This is a genomic window from Dyadobacter sp. BE31 (assembly GCF_031457695.1).
Classification (GTDB): domain Bacteria; phylum Bacteroidota; class Bacteroidia; order Cytophagales; family Spirosomataceae; genus Dyadobacter.
This window is the reverse complement of record NZ_JAVDXA010000001.1, coordinates 696,509-714,429: the sequence shown is the minus strand read 5'-3', so window position 1 is coordinate 714,429 and position 17,921 is coordinate 696,509. Positions and strand designations below refer to the sequence as shown.

General features: G+C 49.6%; 9 protein-coding genes. 7 read left to right on the top strand and 2 right to left on the bottom strand.

Annotation, left to right across the window (positions count from 1 at the left end; genetic code table 11):
- Positions 1 to 7 precede the first annotated feature (7 nt).
- Together J2Y43_RS03050 and J2Y43_RS03045 are read right to left on the bottom strand one after the other, a co-directional pair.
- The gene (locus J2Y43_RS03050) at positions 8 to 1,768 is read right to left on the bottom strand and encodes a M56 family metallopeptidase (RefSeq protein WP_309981317.1); all 1,761 of its coding nucleotides are present in this window, start codon (positions 1,766 to 1,768) and stop codon (positions 8 to 10) included.
- A gap of 33 nt (positions 1,769 to 1,801) precedes the next feature.
- Positions 1,802 to 2,170, bottom strand: coding sequence for a BlaI/MecI/CopY family transcriptional regulator (locus J2Y43_RS03045; RefSeq protein WP_309981318.1), 369 nt, complete (start codon positions 2,168 to 2,170; stop codon positions 1,802 to 1,804).
- Positions 2,171 to 2,392: 222 nt separating this feature from the next.
- Between J2Y43_RS03045 and J2Y43_RS03040 the strand changes: the two genes are divergently transcribed.
- The 7 genes from J2Y43_RS03040 (at position 2,393) to J2Y43_RS03010 (ending at position 17,716) form a co-directional block, all read left to right on the top strand.
- Positions 2,393 to 5,512: a SusC/RagA family TonB-linked outer membrane protein gene (locus tag J2Y43_RS03040; protein ID WP_309981319.1), complete on the top strand. Its 3,120-nt coding sequence runs from the start codon at positions 2,393 to 2,395 to the stop codon at positions 5,510 to 5,512.
- Between the two features lie 6 nt (positions 5,513 to 5,518).
- On the top strand, positions 5,519 to 6,937 hold the full coding sequence (locus tag J2Y43_RS03035; RefSeq protein WP_309981320.1) for a SusD/RagB family nutrient-binding outer membrane lipoprotein: 1,419 nt from the start codon (positions 5,519 to 5,521) through the stop codon (positions 6,935 to 6,937).
- Positions 6,938 to 6,958: 21 nt separating this feature from the next.
- Positions 6,959 to 7,435: a hypothetical protein gene (locus tag J2Y43_RS03030; RefSeq protein WP_309981321.1), complete on the top strand. Its 477-nt coding sequence runs from the start codon at positions 6,959 to 6,961 to the stop codon at positions 7,433 to 7,435.
- A 103-nt stretch (positions 7,436 to 7,538) separates the two neighbouring features.
- Entirely contained in the window at positions 7,539 to 8,681 is a 1,143-nt protein-coding gene (locus tag J2Y43_RS03025) for a carboxypeptidase-like regulatory domain-containing protein (protein WP_310226384.1), read from the top strand.
- A gap of 353 nt (positions 8,682 to 9,034) precedes the next feature.
- Positions 9,035 to 12,268 carry a TonB-dependent receptor gene (locus tag J2Y43_RS03020; protein WP_309981323.1) on the top strand — a complete coding sequence of 1,078 codons (3,234 nt, stop codon included), beginning with the start codon at positions 9,035 to 9,037 and terminating at the stop codon, positions 12,266 to 12,268.
- A gap of 51 nt (positions 12,269 to 12,319) precedes the next feature.
- Positions 12,320 to 14,059, top strand: a complete 1,740-nt coding sequence (locus tag J2Y43_RS03015; protein ID WP_309981324.1) for a RagB/SusD family nutrient uptake outer membrane protein — start codon at positions 12,320 to 12,322, stop codon at positions 14,057 to 14,059.
- 105 nt (positions 14,060 to 14,164) lie between these two features.
- On the top strand, positions 14,165 to 17,716 hold the full coding sequence (locus tag J2Y43_RS03010) for a VCBS repeat-containing protein (protein WP_309981325.1): 3,552 nt from the start codon (positions 14,165 to 14,167) through the stop codon (positions 17,714 to 17,716).
- The last annotated feature ends 205 nt before the right edge of the window (positions 17,717 to 17,921 follow it).

The following is a 17,921-nucleotide window of genomic DNA, read 5'->3' as shown; positions in this document are numbered from 1 at the left end:
CCTTCTGTTATTTGGTATGAATAATAAAGTAGGTCTTGTGTTGGTTGTCTTCCCGGTAGGAGATTTTTTTTATTTTATTAATGGAGAGTTTACTGACTTCTTCCCGGGTCGAGCGGTTGGTATTAATGTAAAATTCGGAATTCGCGTGCTTGTCAGTAAATTGTAATGTGTTTTGTTCTGATTTTCCGAAGCCTTCTCTTTCCAGCAATCCCTTGTTGCCCTTGCCATCGAAAAAACCTTCCTCTACGGAGCCACCTGAATTAGGCCCGATGGAGCCGAAGATTTTCTTCTCGAAAAAGTCAACCCCCTTTGCTTTCATAATGGCCAATGCGCTCTGGTAATCTTTTTCCATTTCGAGCTGCAATGGCGCAGGTGGACTTTGACCCATTCCGAGGCCACCTTTTCGCACAAAGCCGGAGTAGCCCTTCATCGGTGTAGTTCCGTCTTCGCCTTCATCACCTTCACCCATACTGCCTTGGCCTTTGATATGTACGGAAATAGAGGTGATGAAGTTTTGCAATGGATCATATTGCAACTTGTTGATAATCATGTTGTAACCGAACTTTTGGAGTTCGGGTTTCATCTGATTGATCTCATCCCAGGTCATTAAAGGGGTAATGGCCCAATACAATGTATCGTTTCTAACCAAAATGCCTTTGATCTTTGGGCCGGAGTCTTGTACAACCTGAATGGTGTCGATGGCTTTCGGTGCGACTGCCTCTTCCGGTGTCACCGCCGGAACTTCGTACTGGTCGTCCAGGCCTTCAATCAAATCCTTTTTTGCCGATTCTTCCATAATCGCCTCGCCCACCAGCGGCTTTACAAGCGGCCTGATCGCCTCCGGCGCCAGTTCGACGATCTGCTCGCGATATGGAGCCACGAATGCGGATGAAATGTAAACCAGTGCCACCGCAGCCACATATTTGCCCCAAACCAGATAATGCGAAGGCTTCCGGTTCATCATTTGAATGCGTTTTTTAAGTAACGACTGGACAAATGAGTTAGTTAGCGGCAGCTCGCGGGCCTGCATCACCGTGTTGAGTAAATTGTATTGATATTCCTTTTTCTCAAAACCATTGTCCAATACAGCTCGGTCGGCGAGGTACTCGAGATTTTCCTGCACTAATCTTTGATGGATCCACGCAAATGGGTTGAACCACAGGCAAATCTTCTGGATTTCTGCCAGCAGCAGATCGGCGCTGTGCCACTGCCGCGCATGCTCGGCCTCGTGCGCGATGATATTGTGCAGCTCGCGGCCGGAATGCTTCGAAAGGTCGAGCACGATCCATTTGAAAAACGAGAAAGGCGAAGCGCCTGCTACATGCACCACAGAAGTGCCGTCGGGGTATTCTTCGTTCTGGCCACGCGCAATCAGCAGAAATAAGCGGCAGATCTGAAAAAGGAAATACCCTGCCATTACGAGCATGCCCGAAAAGTAAATTGCGCCGATCCAATCGGCGACATTCATTGCCGGTAGTGCCATTTCTGCGGAAGGGGTGAACGGCTGCGATTGAATGGCCGCGATCCGTTCGCTGAGTATCGGCAGCTTTCCTACAACTTTGGGAATGCTGTGGTGAAATTCATTCTGCACTTCCACCGGCCCCCAGCTGGGCAGGCTGATCAACGGCAATGTCCAGGCGGCAGCTACATTGAGCCACAATAACAGGCGGTTGAGCTTCGAAAATGTTTCAAACTGGATCAGCCAGCGATAGGCCAATGTAAGCACAGCCAGCACAAGGCTGACTTTCATGAGGTAAGGGATCAGCATAAAGTCGGCGGATTAATGTGGTACATCAACACTTTACTCTCCTTCTTCGATCATCCGGATAATCTCGCGCAGATCGTCCGGCGTCACTTTTTCCTGCTTCGCGAAATAGGCAACCAGGTCCTTATAGGAATCATTGAAATACCCGCCAACGACCTTGCCCAACACAAAATGGTTCTGGTAATCCTCCTGTTTCACGACCGGAAAATATTCATAAGTATTCCCGAATTGCCGGTGCGACACATAACCCTTTTCTTCCAAATTCCGGATAACGGTTGAAACGGTGTTGTAATGCAGCTTCGGTTCCGAGAAAAGCGGAAGCATGTCTTTCACAAATGCATTGCCGAGCTTCCATAGCACCTGCATTACTTCTTCTTCCTTGTTGGTCAGCTTTTCAAGTTCCATGTCGTAAATATTGAAACTATTTTTATAGTTGACAAACTATTTTTCTAGTAATAATATTTTTTGACGAAAAATCCGGAAAGGAATCCCTGCACGGGGCAATCCCAAATGCACCGCTGGATAATCAATATGTTACCTTTTGTTGTCTTATGAAGACTATAAGTGATACTTTTTAAAGAACGAATTGTAAATTACAGGTATGATATAACGACACCTAGCTAATTGATGATGAAAAAACTACTTCACAACAACGCAATGTTGCTTTGCCTGACGATGGCTTTCTGCTGGAATGCCGCGCGGGCACAAAACGGTCCTGTGACGGGAAAAGTCACGGATAAAGACGGGGTCGAGATTCCCGGCGTCAGTGTGAGCGTCAAAGGAACCTCGCAAGGTACTTCCACCAACGAGAAAGGCACATACTCGGTGCAGGCCGGACCAGGGGCTGTACTGGTATTCAGTTTTATTGGTTTTAAAAAGCAGGAAGTCGTTTTGGGCAACCAGCGTTCCAATGTAAATGTGCAAATGGAAGCCGATGTGTCGATGCTCGACGAGGTAGTGGTAACTGCGCTCGGGCAGACGCAGGAAAAGCGGGCGATCGGCTATTCGGTGCAGTCGATCCGATCCGATGAAATCAAGGAATCGGGGAATCCGAATATGGTAGGCGCATTGCAGGGAAAGATTGCCGGAGCGGTAATTACGGGTTCGGGCGGTGCGCCGGGCGCGGGGGTAAATATCATCCTCAGGGGTATTACCTCGCTCAGCGGGAGTGCCGACAACCAGCCACTATTTGTGATCGACGGCATTATCATCAGCAACGCCACCACGGCAGGTAACCCGCTGCCCAGCGCGGGGTCGGCCTCTCCCGGAGCCTCCGAGCAGTTTGCGAACACCAATCGTGCGGCCGACATCAACCCCGACGACGTCGAAAGCGTCTCGGTATTGAAAGGCCCAGCGGCCACGGCACTTTACGGCTTGCGGGCTTCCAACGGCGCCATTATCATCACCACCAGGCGCGGAAAATCGGGCAAGCTCAATGTCTCATTGTCGCTGTCGGGTGGGGTGGATGTGCTGGGTAAATCACCGGATATTCAGACACGCTTCCTGCAAGGCCGCTTCGGAGAATTCATTTCACCTACGGAAGTACGCCAGCGGACGCCCTACCAGTCGTTCGGACCGTCGGTAATCGGTAACACCACCGACCGCATTTATGACAACTTCCGCGGGTTTTACCAAACGGGTTTTCGAACCAACAATAATATTACACTCACCAAGGGAAGCGAAAAAGGCAACATCTACGTCTCGGCAGGGCATAATTACCAGCAAGGCATTGTGCCGGCCACCTATTTCGAAAGAACTTCCGCCAAAATTGCGGGTACCTACAATTTTACGAAGCGCTTTTCGGCCTCGGGCTCGTTCAACTACATCCGCTCGGGTGGGAAACGCCCGCCTGCCGGTGATAAATCGGTATTCAGCGCGCTATCGTACTGGCCGAATACCTACGACGTGAACGACTATCTGAACCCCGACGGATCCTACAAGAACCTCTTGCCTGGTTTTACGGATAACCCGGTGTACCTCGTCAAAAAGAGCCCGCGGATAGACGCCGTTAATCGCTACATCGCCGACGTCACATTGAATTACAACATTACCGACTGGCTCTCGGCCAAATACCAGATTACTATGGACGCGTTCAACGAGCGGCGCAAGCGGCAAGTCGACAGTACTTTCGATGTAGGCACGGCTGTGAAAGGGTTTCTGATCGAAGAAAATATCAATTACCGCGAAATCAACTCCAACTTATATCTAACGGCCACGAAGCAGTTCAGCGAAAACTGGAACGGCTCGCTGATGGTGGGGAATTCGGTAGTAGGCAGCAAGCGGCCCGATAGCTACTACGAACGCGGCGAAGGCTGGAAAGCGCCCTTTACCGACGAGATCAGCAGCTACCGTAACCAGCAGAAACGTTTCTATTCGCCGCTGCAATACCGGATCGTGAGCTTTTTCGCAGATGCCAAGCTGAGCTATAAAGACATGCTCTACCTCAATGCGACGGGTCGCAACGACATTGTGTCCACGCTTCCGAAGGCCAATAATTCGTTCTTTTATCCCTCGTTCAGTGCCGGGTATATTTTTACCGAAAATCTTCCCAAAAACAATATCCTCAGCTACGGAAAGCTTCGCGCATCGTGGGCGCAGGTGGGCAAGGGCACAGATCCGTACGTGATAGGCGTGTATTACGAGCTCGCCGACAACTTTCCGTTTGGCAACACAGTGCCCGGCTATGTTCGGCGGTCTACCACCGCGGCGGATAACCTCAAACCCGAGCGTACTACCTCCATTGAGTTTGGTACGGAGCTACGTTTTTTCAGGAACCGGCTCATGCTCGATGCGACTTATTTTACGATGGATAGCAAAGACCAGATCGTCCGTGCGCCGGTTTCGAATGTATCGGGGTATTCCTTCTATTATACCAATATCGGCCTGATCCGCAACAAGGGTATCGAGTTGCTGGCCACTTTCAAGCCGGTGCAGACGGCGCGGTTTAATTGGGATATGTCATTGAATTTTACCAAAATGTCGGGCAAGGTGATCGAAATGCCCGAGGAACTTGAAGAAATCTCCTATTTCGACAACGGTAGTCGTGGCGTGCTGAAAGTGCGGGAAGGAAGTAAACTCGGCGAACTCTGGGGACTCGATTATCTCCGTGCGCCGGATGGGCAATTGCTCATTCAACCCAATGGTTTCCCGCTGACCAGCCAGGTGACCGTGCCCTGGGGCAATGCATTGCCGGATTGGACGGCTGGCCTTACCAACAGTTTTAACTACCGCGGAATAGGGCTCTCGTTCCTGCTCGAATGGCGGCAGGGTGGCGACGTGGTGGATCTTGGTGAACGGAATGCATTTCGCGCAGGGTCGATCGAAATTACCGGACGCCGTTATGAACGGGTTGTATTTAAAGGAGTTGTCGAACAAAAAGGTGCAGATAACTCCGTAACCTACGTGCCCAATACCAAATCGGTGGTGCTGGACGATGCATTCTATAATCCATCTACGGCACGCTACATGGGGAACTCCGCGCAGTTTAATATCCAGGACGGCTCGTGGTTCAGGCTCCGGACGGTGAGCCTTTCCTACGCGATCCCGAAAGCCGCGTTGGCCCAATCAATTTTCAAAGGTGGTGTTCGGTTCAATTTCACCGGCACCAACCTCTTTTTGAATACGCCATTCCGCGGGTATGATCCGGAAGCCCTCACATTTGGTTCCGGGACCAATATCATCGGTTTTGTGGGGCGTAACAATCCCGCTACTCGCAGTTTTCAGTTGGGTGTCAATGTCAATTTTTAGGAAAACATGAGAAATATCAGATACATATTCAAAATGCTGCCTTTGCTGGGGCTACTGCTGACCTCCTGCGATAAATTCCTGGACGTCAATACCGACGAAACGCTCAAAGGTGACGCGACCATGCAGGAGCTGTTACCGACCGCGCAGTTTTATACAGCCGAAGCCAGTTTTCAGCAGGCTTACGTGGCTTGCCAGTATGCACAGCAACTGGGTAGCGCGCTCGGCTCCAACGGGATCGATACTTATGCCGAAACGGATAATACGCTGGGCTGGTCCAACTTGTACCTCTACGCCCTGCCGCAACTCAATGCAATTATCCGGAAAGGGGAAAAGGAAGCCTCGCCGGCCTATGTGGGCATTGCCAAGGTGCTTACAGCCCATAACCTCGGTATCGCGACCGTCAACTGGGAGAATGTGCCGTACAGCCAGGCCGACAAAAATGATTTTTCTCCCGCGTACGATACGCAGGAGCAGATATATGCGACAATCGGCAAGCTGCTCGATGAGGCGGTGACAGAGCTGAGTGGCAGCACCGGCGCCAAGCCCGGCCAGGACGACCTCATTTACCAGGGAGACTTGGATAAATGGACCCGGCTGGCCTATTCGTTGCGGGCCCGCTACATTTGGCATGGCTCATTACGAAATCCACAGCAAGCCGCACAGGGAGCGCTTGCAGCATTGGAAAAGGGTATGAAAGGAAATGAGGATGATTTTCAATTACAATACAATTCCAAAAACCTCAGCCCCTGGTATAGCAAAGTGGCTATTCCGAACACGACGGGCAACCTCTCGGTGACGTTTTCGAATACCATTGTCGATCTTTTCAATGGAGCGGCGCAAGGCATTGTGGACCCGCGCTTATCGAAAGTGATTGGTTTGAAAAACAACCAGACTGTCTATTCCGGCGTTATCCCCGGCTCAGGCAGCGGCTCTACGGTCGACCTGAATAACAAGGCGTGGCATTCGAACATTAACTCGCCGCTGGTCATGATGACTTATTCCGAGCTGAAAGGGATCGAAGCGGAGGCGAGGTTGGCCGGCAATGCAAGCGGAGGTACTTCGGCGGCGGGCTATGCGGCTTATCAGGAAATGATCTCCGCCAATATGGAGAAAGTGGGTGTTGAACAGGCGGATATCGACAAATTCCTGAAAGATGTGAAGGTCGATATCGGTGCTTCGAAACTGACGGCGAAGCAAATCGTTACCGAGAAATTCAAGTCCATGCTGCTTATCGGCGACATTTGGACGGATATCCGTAAATACGGTTACCTGGATTTCCCGATGCCGGCCAATCCGAATCCCGACTTGCAGGGCAAACGCATTCAACGCATGAAATATCCTGATTCGGAGATCACCCGGAATTCCAAAACTGTGCTGGCCAACCAGAAAGATCCCGAAGTGCTGATGTGGCTGATCAACAAATAGATTTTATAAAACAGAAAGAATATGAAACTGATCTTGAAATATATGCTTGTATGCCTGATCCCGGCGGTGATGCTTAGCGGCTGCTATAAGGAGCCTGATTTGTTCGAGGAGCTGCTGGTCAGCAACGGAAAGGTGGCGCAGATTGCGGTTGTATGGCTCGGCGATGCGAAAGTCTATAATGCAGCCGGCGTGCTCCAAACGACCACTACCGTGGATTCGCTCAGTACGGTGAATGTGAATATCGAATATACCTCGGAAGTAGCCGTTAAGGAGTTCAAGATCTACTCGGCACCGACGGCTTCGGGCTCGCAAACACTTCTTGCGACCGTACCCGCGGGTGCTCAGAAGTATGATGCCGAGCTTCGTAACTATGTCATGAAAGTGCCCATTACCGCGCCAAAGGGCAAAAACACGACTTCGATCATTTTTGCGGAGATTGTTGCTGAAAATTCCTATGCATCGTCTCAAAAGACCGCCACATTGAAAACGAAACCATAACTGAAAGTGAAGGGATATGCAACGTTTGAAGGGTATTTCGGGTATCGGTTCAAAGTTTACAAACTCCTCATTTATCTTTGAGGTTTAAAGCTTTGAACATCCGATGCACCCCTTTTTGAACCGCATATCCCTTACTCGTTATTTGTTGATATTGGTCGTGATTGTTCTCGCGCGCACAAGCATGTACGCGCAGCAGGCAGGGACGGTTACGCTCACAGGTAAAGTGACCGATGAGAAAACCGGTAAACCGCTGCCTTTCGCCAATGTTTTCATTAATAATTCGACCATAGGAACCAATTCCGACGAAAACGGCAATTATCGCCTGCCCAATCTCGCAGTCGGTAATCTGGAATTGGTGGTGTCGTTCCTGGGCTATGAAACCATGAAGCAAACACTGCGCTTCGAACAGCCGGGTACCAAGACAGTTATTTTCAAACTGCGCGAAGGGCAGGAACTGCAAGGCGTGACCATTGTGGCTAAAAAGAATAAAAAGCGGGAGAGGCATTTGAAAATCATCATTCGTGAACTGTTAGGGAGAGGCAAATTCAGCAAATTGTGCAAAGTGCTGAATCCGGAAGTGTTGCGGATCTCGGAGGATGACGACGGGCATCTTGGCGCACAAACAACGAAGCCACTCATTATCGAAAACTATGCATTGGGTTACCGCATTCACCAGGACCTGGATGATTTCGATTATTTCAATGGAAAGGTCTATTACGGTGGTGCCACGCGTTTCGAGCTTCTGGCGCCGAAAGACGATGCACAGCGCAAGCAATGGCGCGCCAATCAGAAACAGGCTTATAAGGGTTCTCTCAAACATTTGTTGACAAGCATGGTCGCCGATAGTTTGCAGGAGCAGGGATTCAAGGTATTTCAGGTAATTCCGGATTCTCTCCGCATTTTTAAATCGGTCAGGAGCGTCAACGGATATAATACTATTAATAATCACATCCACAATCGGATCGAACCTGTGCGCGGTATGCGTCTGGTGCGTCTGGGAGAGCTGCCCACGGAGCGGCTCGTCGTGTCGGGTACGCAGCTGGAAGTATTTAATATGAACAAGCACGGCAAATCACCCTATTCCGACATGTCCTATGCCTACACGCAGATAACACTTCCGCAAGGTTACATGGTCATTACGCCGCAAGGGTGGGTTGTGATGCCTATGGGCTTTGAAATCGCCGGTGATCTCGGCAACGACCGTTTTTCCAACCTTCTCCCCGCCGACTGGAAGCGCGACGAGTAATCAAGTTTCTTTTTTACGTATAATCCTATCCGTCGCTGAGGGTAGGGGTACTCACCTTTTTGTGAGTGAATGTCGCATAGTGCTTAAAAGCGCACATGCTTCTTGCGTATATGTCACTCATTTTTTATAAATGTATGCTAATATCGTATAGTGTGCCGCTCCTTAAACGATTAAGTGGTGTTTTTGCACAAAAAGTCCATAAGTAACCGATAGTGATATGATGTAACATTTTTTTATCCATTTATGGTACTATTCTGTCAAAAAATAAAAAAGTGTCTTTTGTACGTATAAATATTTGATTAAATAGTTATAAATTTGATATGCCTAATAATTTATTAACCTAACTAAGGAATATGAAAATAATCTACAAAAGTCCCGGTCGGGATTTGTTCACTTTCCTCCTCCTTTTTCTGACTGTTTTTTCAGCTATTGCTCAGGATCGGAGAGTGACTGGCGTTGTGTCAGATCCCGCGGGCACAGGAATTCCCGGAGCTACCATTCTGATAAAAGGTACGCAGATCGGGTCGAACACAGATGCGGAAGGGCGTTTTGCAGTAAATGTCAGATCAGACAAAGACGTGCTCGTCATTAGCTTTGTCGGCTACAAAACGAAAGAGATCATCGTAGGTAACCAGACGGTGGTCGATGTGAAAATGGAAGACGACGTAGCGGCGTTGGAAGAAGTGGTAGTGACCGGTTATACGACCGACAAACGCCGTGAAACTTCCGGTTCGGTAGCACTCGTAAAAGCGAAAGATTTGACGGCCGTTCCGTCCGGTAACGTGGAGCAGCAATTGCAGGGCCGCGTAGCGGGTGTAACGGTAATTACTAATGGTCAGCCAGGTACCAACAGCCAGATCCGTGTACGCGGTTTCGGTTCTTTTGAAGCCAACGAGCCATTGTATATCGTAGATGGGGTGCCGGTGGGTTCTACGGACTTCCTCAACCCGGACGATATCGACCAGACCACCGTTTTGAAAGATGCCGCCGCAGCATCTATTTATGGAGCGCGCGCCGCAGCGGGGGTGGTCGTTTATACCACCAAGAAAGGTACCCGCAACAGAAAGCTGAGCGTTACCTATGATGGTCTGGTTGGTTTTACGACTCCGGGCAGCGGTCAGAAAATGATGAACCCAACGGATTTTGCAGACTGGACCTGGAATGCGTTCCGCAATTCCGGCTGGAAACCAGGCGATAAAAACTGGACTCACCCACAATTTGGTACTGGCGCTACGCCCGTAATCCCCGACTACCTGATGGTGGGCGGAACGTATGGCGTTACCGGTAACGTGGATCTGGCAGCAGAACGTAAAAAATACAACGTTGATCCTACGGCAGGAACGGTGTATCAGGTGGTAAGGGCGAACCGCGCAGGTACCGACTGGTATGATGCGATCACCCGCACAGCGCCCGTTACGCGTCACTCGCTGGGCTTCTCCGGCGGCGGTGAAAACGGTCGTTACTTCGTAGGACTAGGCTTGCAGGATCAAAAAGGTATTCTTTTGAACAACAGCTTCAAACGATACACTTTCCGTGTGAATACCGAATTCAATATCCTTAAAAACCTGAGGTTCGGAGAGAACATTCAGGGAACCTATCGTCAGGTGCTGGGTATCGGCGGAGCAAACAACGGCCAGGGTGTGGCAAACGACGAGAACGACATCCTGAGCGCATTCCGTATGCCTTCTATTATTCCGGTTTATGACGAGTTCGGCGGTTATGCAGGAACGGCAGCGAAAGGTTTCAACAACCCGAGAAACCCTGTGGCTACCCGCGACGGTATGAAAAACAACAACGCATTCAATGCGAACGGCTTCGGTAACATCTACCTCGAATTCGATCCGATTGAAAACCTGACGTTGCGTTCAAGCCTGGGTGGTCAGTATAACAACTATACCTATTGGAACTATTCTCGCCGCCAGTACGAAAACTCCGAAAACAACTCGGCAGTGGGCTACGGCGAAGGATCGGGATACCGTTTTGCATGGACATTGACCAACACTGCCCAATATCGCAAGACATTCGGCTTGCATAATCTGGACGTTTTGGTAGGTCAGGAAGCATTGAACACCGGCGTAAGCCGCGATTTGCAGGCGTCCGGTCTGAACCCGTTCTCGAACGACATCAATTATGTAAACATGTCGAACGTGTCGTCGAAAGTTACCAACAGCCAGTTGAGCAATGGGGTGACGTTCTACTCACTCTTCGGTCGTTTGAATTACATATTCAATGACCGGTACATTGTTTCCGGGGTGTTGCGTCGCGATGGTTCCTCACGCTTCGGTGCAGCTAACCGTTATGGGGTGTTCCCGGCGGTATCGGTGGCATGGCGTGTTACTTCCGAGAACTTCATGAAGGGCGTGACGTTCCTGAGTGACCTGAAAATACGCGGAGGTTACGGTACAATGGGTAACTCCAATGCCGTGCGGCCTGATAACCAGTATAGCCTCTACTCGGCAGGTATCGGAACATCGGCCTATGACATTACCGGTTCCAATACCAGCGCGGCCGAAGGTTATTACCGTAGCAAATTGGGGAATGCAGATGCTAAATGGGAAACCAGCGTTACCAAAAACATCGGTTTCGATGCGACATTCTTCAATGGCAAACTGGACGTAATCCTCGATTTGTGGCAAAAAGATTCCAAAGACCTGTTGTTCCAGAAAGGGGTGCCAGCCGTTGTTGGCTCGGGTGCAACGCCTCCGTATGTGAACGCGGGAACGATTACCAACAAGGGTATCGACTTCCAGATCATTACAAAGGGCAAAGCAGGTGGTAAGCTCGGCTATGAACTGAACGTAACCGGTAGCGTGCTCAAAAACGAGATCGGCGACCTTGGCGGCGATAAATACCTGGCGGGTATTAACCCGGGTTACCGTGGTCTGCAACCGATCCGTAACCAGCTCGGCTATTCGCTCTCGGCATTCTATGGTTACAATGTACTCGGCTTGTTCCAGACTCAGGAAGAAGTTGACCGGGCTCCGGCACAGGACGGAAAGGGCATTGGCCGGTTCCGTTATGAGGATGTCAATGGTGATAACCTTATCAATGCCGACGACCGCAAGTACCTGGGTAGCCCGGTTCCGAAATTCACCGGCGGTTTGAACCTGAAACTGACCTACATGAACTTCGAGGTTGAAACTTATATGTACACCTCCGTTGGAAACAAGATTTTCAATGCTTCGAAATGGTTTACCGACTTCTATCCTTCGTTTGCCGGTGCAGCCATCAGCGAAAGGGTGAAAGATTCCTGGTCGCCATCAAACACAGGTGCAGCTATCCCTATTTTCGAAAGTGCTTCCAACTTCAGTACGAATACGCAAGCCAACTCTTTCTATGTGGAAAATGGCAACTATGTGAGAATGCAGAATATTTCGCTGGGCTATAACCTGCCCAAGACTTTGCTGGCCAAGCTGAAAATGCAGAAACTGAGACTGTACGCCTCAGCCAACAACATTTTCACAATCTCCAAATACCAGGGTCTCGATCCCGGTGTAGGTGGTAACGCGGACACGCAATTCGGGATCGATGTAGGTAACTATCCTGTAACAAGAAGCTGGGTTTTTGGTGTAAACCTTGGTTTCTAATCTTAAAACAGGCTGTTTCTACATTGAATGAATCATTAATATTCTGAATCGATGAAAAAGATATTAACAAATAGTATGGTGATTATCGCCGGCGTTATGACGGTGTTTTTCTCCTGCAAAGAGAGTTTTCTGGAAAAGCCGGCCACGGGCGCGGTAAGTGAAGTCCTTCTCACGTCTACAAAAGGGCTTGAAGGAGCGCTGATCTCGGTCTATGGCCAGATTAACGGTAAGGGTGCGGGTGGCAGGATGGCCAGCCCGAGCAACTGGGTTTGGGGAAGTATCCGAGGAGGCGATGCCAACAAAGGTACCGACCCTGGCGATTACAGCGACATCAACCCGATCCAGCGCTATGAATACCTGAGTACACAAGGGGTTATCTCTGAAAAATGGCAGGGCAATTATGAAGGCATTTCACGTGCGAATGCCGTGCTGCGCCTCGTAGCCAAGGCTGATGCCGATGTCACCGATGCTACCAAGACGCGCATTAGTGCAGAGGCCCGCTTCCTGCGCGGACATTATTATTTCGAACTGAAAAAGGCATTTGGCAATACTCCTTATGTGGACGAATCGGTTGACTATGGAACCGGGATCGAAAAGGTGAAAAACGATGCGGACCTTTGGCCTAAGATCGAGGCGGATTTCAAATTTGCATTTGACAACCTACCGGTAACACAGGATGCAGTAGGACGTGCTAACAAATGGGCCGCGGCTTCTTACCTCGCCAAAGCATATCTGTACCAGAAGAAATTCCCCGAAGCCAAAACGCTTTTCGACCAGATTATCGCAAACGGCCAGACTACCAACGGCAAGAAATACGCTTTGGTACCTAAATATGCCGATGTATTCCGCGCTTCGAACGACAACAACTCAGAGTCCGTTTTTGCGGTGCAGGCAGCGGCCAACACGGGTAGTGTGAACAACGCGAACCCTGAATTTGACCTTAACTGGCCTTATAACACTGGTGCTAATGGCCCTGGTAACTGCTGCGGTTTCTTCCAGCCGAGCTTCGAAATGGTGAACTCTCACCGTACCGATGCGAATGGCTTGCCATTACTTGACGGTTCGTACAATTCGGATAAAAATGCGGTGGTATCGGATATGGGTTTGCTTTCCAAGGATAAATTCACCCCTGACGCTGGTAACCTCGATCCTCGACTCGACCACTCAGTAGGTCGCCGCGGCATTCCATTCCTTGACTGGATTGACCACCCAGGTGCCGACTGGATCCGTAACCAAGCCAATGGCGGCCCGTACAGCCCTAAAAAGTATGCTTATTACAAAACCGATGTAGGTTCGTTGCAGGATAATAGTTCCTGGACACCAGGTTACACAGCGATCAACTACACTGTAATCCGCTTTGCCGACGTGCTGCTGATGGCCGCAGAGGCAGAAGTGGAAGCTGGTACGCTTGAAAAGGCTCGTGAATACGTGAATATGGTACGTACCCGTGCCGCCAACCCCGATGGCTTTGTGAAAAAAGCAGGTGCTCCGGCAGCGAAGTATGTGATCGGAACTTACAAAACTGCATGGACCGACAAGGAGGCCGCTCGTACCGCCGTTCGTTTTGAAAGAAAGCTGGAACTGAACCTGGAAGGTCACCGCTTCTTCGACCTTGTGCGCTGGGGTGTTGCCGAAAAGGAACTCAATGCATACCTGACTTTCGAATCGAAGCAACTTACGGGTGCCTTGGGTAGCGCTAAGTTTGCAGCTAAATATGAATTGTTGCCGATACCACAGAGCCAAATCGACCTTCAGGGCGCTGATGTTCTGAAACAGAACCCTGGTTTCTAAGCATTTCAAACCTGACTAATTTATAGGAGATGGTATGTATTTACCATCTCCTTTTGTTAATTTCGGAATATCCTGATTCTGTCACTTTATTATCGCACCTGGCAAATGCTTTTTAAGCGCTTACTCCCTGTTTTGGTGGGCTCTGTCCTGCTTGTATCCTGTAAAAAAGAACTCAAAACGTTTACCGAACTGCCTGCTGATGAGACAGGCATCCGGTTTTCGAACCGTATTGCCGAAAACGATACGATGAATATTCTGGCGTTCGAATACGTTTACAATGGAGGGGGAGTGGCATTGGGTGACTTCAACAACGACAGCCTGCCCGACGTATATTTTACCGGTAATACCACCCCTAACAAGTTGTATCTGAACAAGGGCGACTTCAAATTCGAGGATGTTACCGAAAAGGCAGGCGTAGCGCCGCAAAACAAATGGTCGACGGGCGTGGCTTTGGTGGATATCAACAATGATAACTTACTGGATATCTACGTGTGTGCATCTGTGCGCGAGGTAGCGCAGCAGCGCGAGAACTTACTGTACGTAAACCAAGGCTTGGGGAAAGATAAAGTGCCGGTTTTTAAGGAAATGGGTAAAGAATACGGGATCGCAGATACGACGCATACGACCAATGCGGCGTTTTTCGATTATGACAATGATGGTGACCTGGATTTGTTCCTGATCGTCAATGAAATGGACGATAACAACTTTCCCAATAAATACCATAAAAAGGTAGTCGACGGCTCGTCGCGCCGTACCGACAGGTTGTATCGTAACGACTGGGACGCCAAATTGAATCATCCTGTTTTTACCAACGTATCCAAGGAGGCCGGTATTCTGATCGAAGGTTATAGCCTGGGTATCAATGTGACGGACGTAAACCAGGACGGTTGGAAGGACGTGTACATTACGAATGATTACCTCACGAACGACCTCCTCTACATCAATAATGGCAATGGTACTTTTACTGACCAGGCCGCAAATTATTTCAAGCATACCTCGCATTCGGCGATGGGCAACGACGTGGCCGATATTAATAACGATGGCCTCGTGGATGTGGTGGCCGTGGATATGATGCCGGCTACCAATCGCCGCAAAAAGATGATGACGCCCGCGAATAGCTATGTTACCTACCAGAACAACGACTTGTTTGGTTACCAGTATCAGGTAGCCAGAAATACATTGCAGCTCAATATGGGAAGCGCCTCGGGTAATGGTAAGTCTCCGGTTTTTAGTGAAATAGGGCTGCTTAGCGGTGTTGCCGAGACGGATTGGAGCTGGACGCCGATGGTCACAGATTTTGATAATGACGGTCTCCGTGACATTATTATTACAAATGGCTTTCCTAAGGACATTACGGATCTCGATTTTATTGCGTACCGCAACGAAGTATCGAGCATTATGGCCCCGATGATGATGCTCGACTATATTCCCAGCGTCAGGATCAAGAATTTTGCATTCAAAAACAAAGGCAATCTCGGCTTCGACGACGTGACCAGCGACTGGGGGATCGAGACACCCGGATTTTCAAGCGGGGCAGCCTATGCTGACCTTGACAACGATGGGGACCTCGACTACATCGTCAATAATATCAACGACTCGGCGATGGTTTATCGCAACAATAGTGTACAGTTGAAACCGGAGGAAAGCAATTATTTGCGCATTGCGTTTAAGGGGGATCGTTACAATGGTGCCGGGATCGGAGCCATTGCCGAAATTAGTTACGGAAGTGGGAAAAAACAGATAGCTGAAAACTCGCCTTATCGCGGCTATTTGTCGACTGTGGAGCCGGTTTTGCATTTCGGGTTAGGAAAAGAGAAAGCTTTGCAGGAAGTGAAAATCACCTGGCCAGGTGGAAAAAGCCAGGTGCTGAAAAACATCAAAGCTAACCAGGTGTTAGTCGTGCGGGAGAAAGATGCGACGGCGGCCCCGACGCCTGCGGAAAGGACTGTTTCGCCGCTGTTTTCGGATATTACCACTGACCTTAACGTGCCTTATCGCCATGAGGAAACGGATATCATTGATTTCAATGTTCAAAAACTGCTGCCACATAAAATGTCACAATTCGGGCCTGCACTTGCGGTTGGCGATGTGAATGGCGATGGGTTAGAAGACGTATTCGTAGGTGGGGCATACCTGCACAAAGGGCGTTTTTTACTCCAAAAACCTGATGGTAAATTTACGGTGGCGGATTTGCTTCCCGGACCGGAAGGTTTTGAGAAAACATCAGAGGACATGGGTGTATTGCTATTTGATGCCGACCGGGACCAGGATCTGGATTTGTATATCGTGAGCGGCAGTTATGAGATTCAGGAAGGTTCGGATGCATTGAAAAACGCATTGTATCTCAACGACGGGAAAGGCCATTTTACGCGCGATACCGCCGCATTGCCCGCATTTCTGGTGAATGGTTCATGCGTGAAAGCTGTTGATTTTGACCGTGATGGCGATCTGGATTTGTTTATTGGTGGAAGGGTAGAGGCCGGGAAATATCCGAAGCCGGTTTCAAGTTATATTCTGCGGAACGATTCCTATGGCACTACGGTGCGGTTTTCAAATGTCACGGCAGCGGTGGCGCCCGAGCTGGCGGGCATTGGGCTGGTTTGCGATGCCCTTTGGACTGACTATGACAACGATGGCTGGGCCGACCTGCTGCTGGCAGGAGAATGGATGCCTTTGACTTTCCTCAAAAACGAAAAAGGCAAATTTAAGAAGGTTACCACCGGGCTGGAAACTCAAAAAGGGTGGTGGGGTAGCCTCGTAGCGGGTGACTTTGATAACGATGGCGACATGGATTACATCGGCGGGAACCTGGGTACGAATACCCTTAGCAGGGCTTCGGAGAGCCGTCCCGTGAGCGTGTACGCGAAGGATTTCAACAACGACGGCTATTTCGATGCAATACCGACTGTGTTCTACAAGGCGCAGGACGATACTTATAAGGAGTTTCCTTACAACACACGCGACGATATGGGCAAGCAGGTGATCCAGGTGCGCCAGCGCTTTCAGGAGTATGGTAAGTTTGCAGAATCGGGTTTGCCGGATATTCTGAAACCCGAAGAGTTGAAAGATGCATTGCATCTGACGGCTACCTGGATGAAAAGCAGCTATATCGAGAACCAGGGCGGCGGAAAATTTGCTTTGCGGGAGCTGCCTGTTCAGGCGCAGTTTGCCCCACTTTTTGGAATGATAGCGGAAGATTTTGATCAGGATGGTAACCTCGACTTGATGCTCTCGGGAAACGATTACGGTTCCGAAGTGTCGGTAGGGCGGTACGATGCGATGTACGGGCTTGTGCTCAAAGGTGACGGTAAGGGTGGTTTTCGCCCGCTTAGCATTTCGGAGAGCGGTTATATGGCGGGTGGGAATATGAAAGCACTCGTGCGTGTTGCTTCTTCTGATGGCAGCTGGCTTTCGGTGACCTCTCAGAATCGCGACTTGCTGCGGTTTCATCGTGCGGCCAAGCCTACCCGGAAAATCGGCCTGGCGATTGGCGAGACATCCGTACTGCTGCATTTGAAAAACGGAAAATCGAGGCGGGAGGAGCCGGGTTACGGGTCTTCGTTCCTCTCGCAATCGAGCCGAGCATTGTTTCTGCCCGATTACGTTTCAACTGCAACCGTTACCGATTCAAAAGGAAACAAAAGAGAGTTGAAATAGGTCTATTCACATCAGTATCCCCTGCCGTGGGTATTATGGTATTTTGCCGCTGTGACTATCACAGCGGCTTTTTTATTGAAATATAAATTTTCCCATTTGAGGTTAATTTTGGATAATCTGAAATATGAATATTAAAGTTAATTATATAAAATAATCAAAGCTAGGTGCCGGAAATGGCCGGTGATTCATTTCTAGATATTTTATC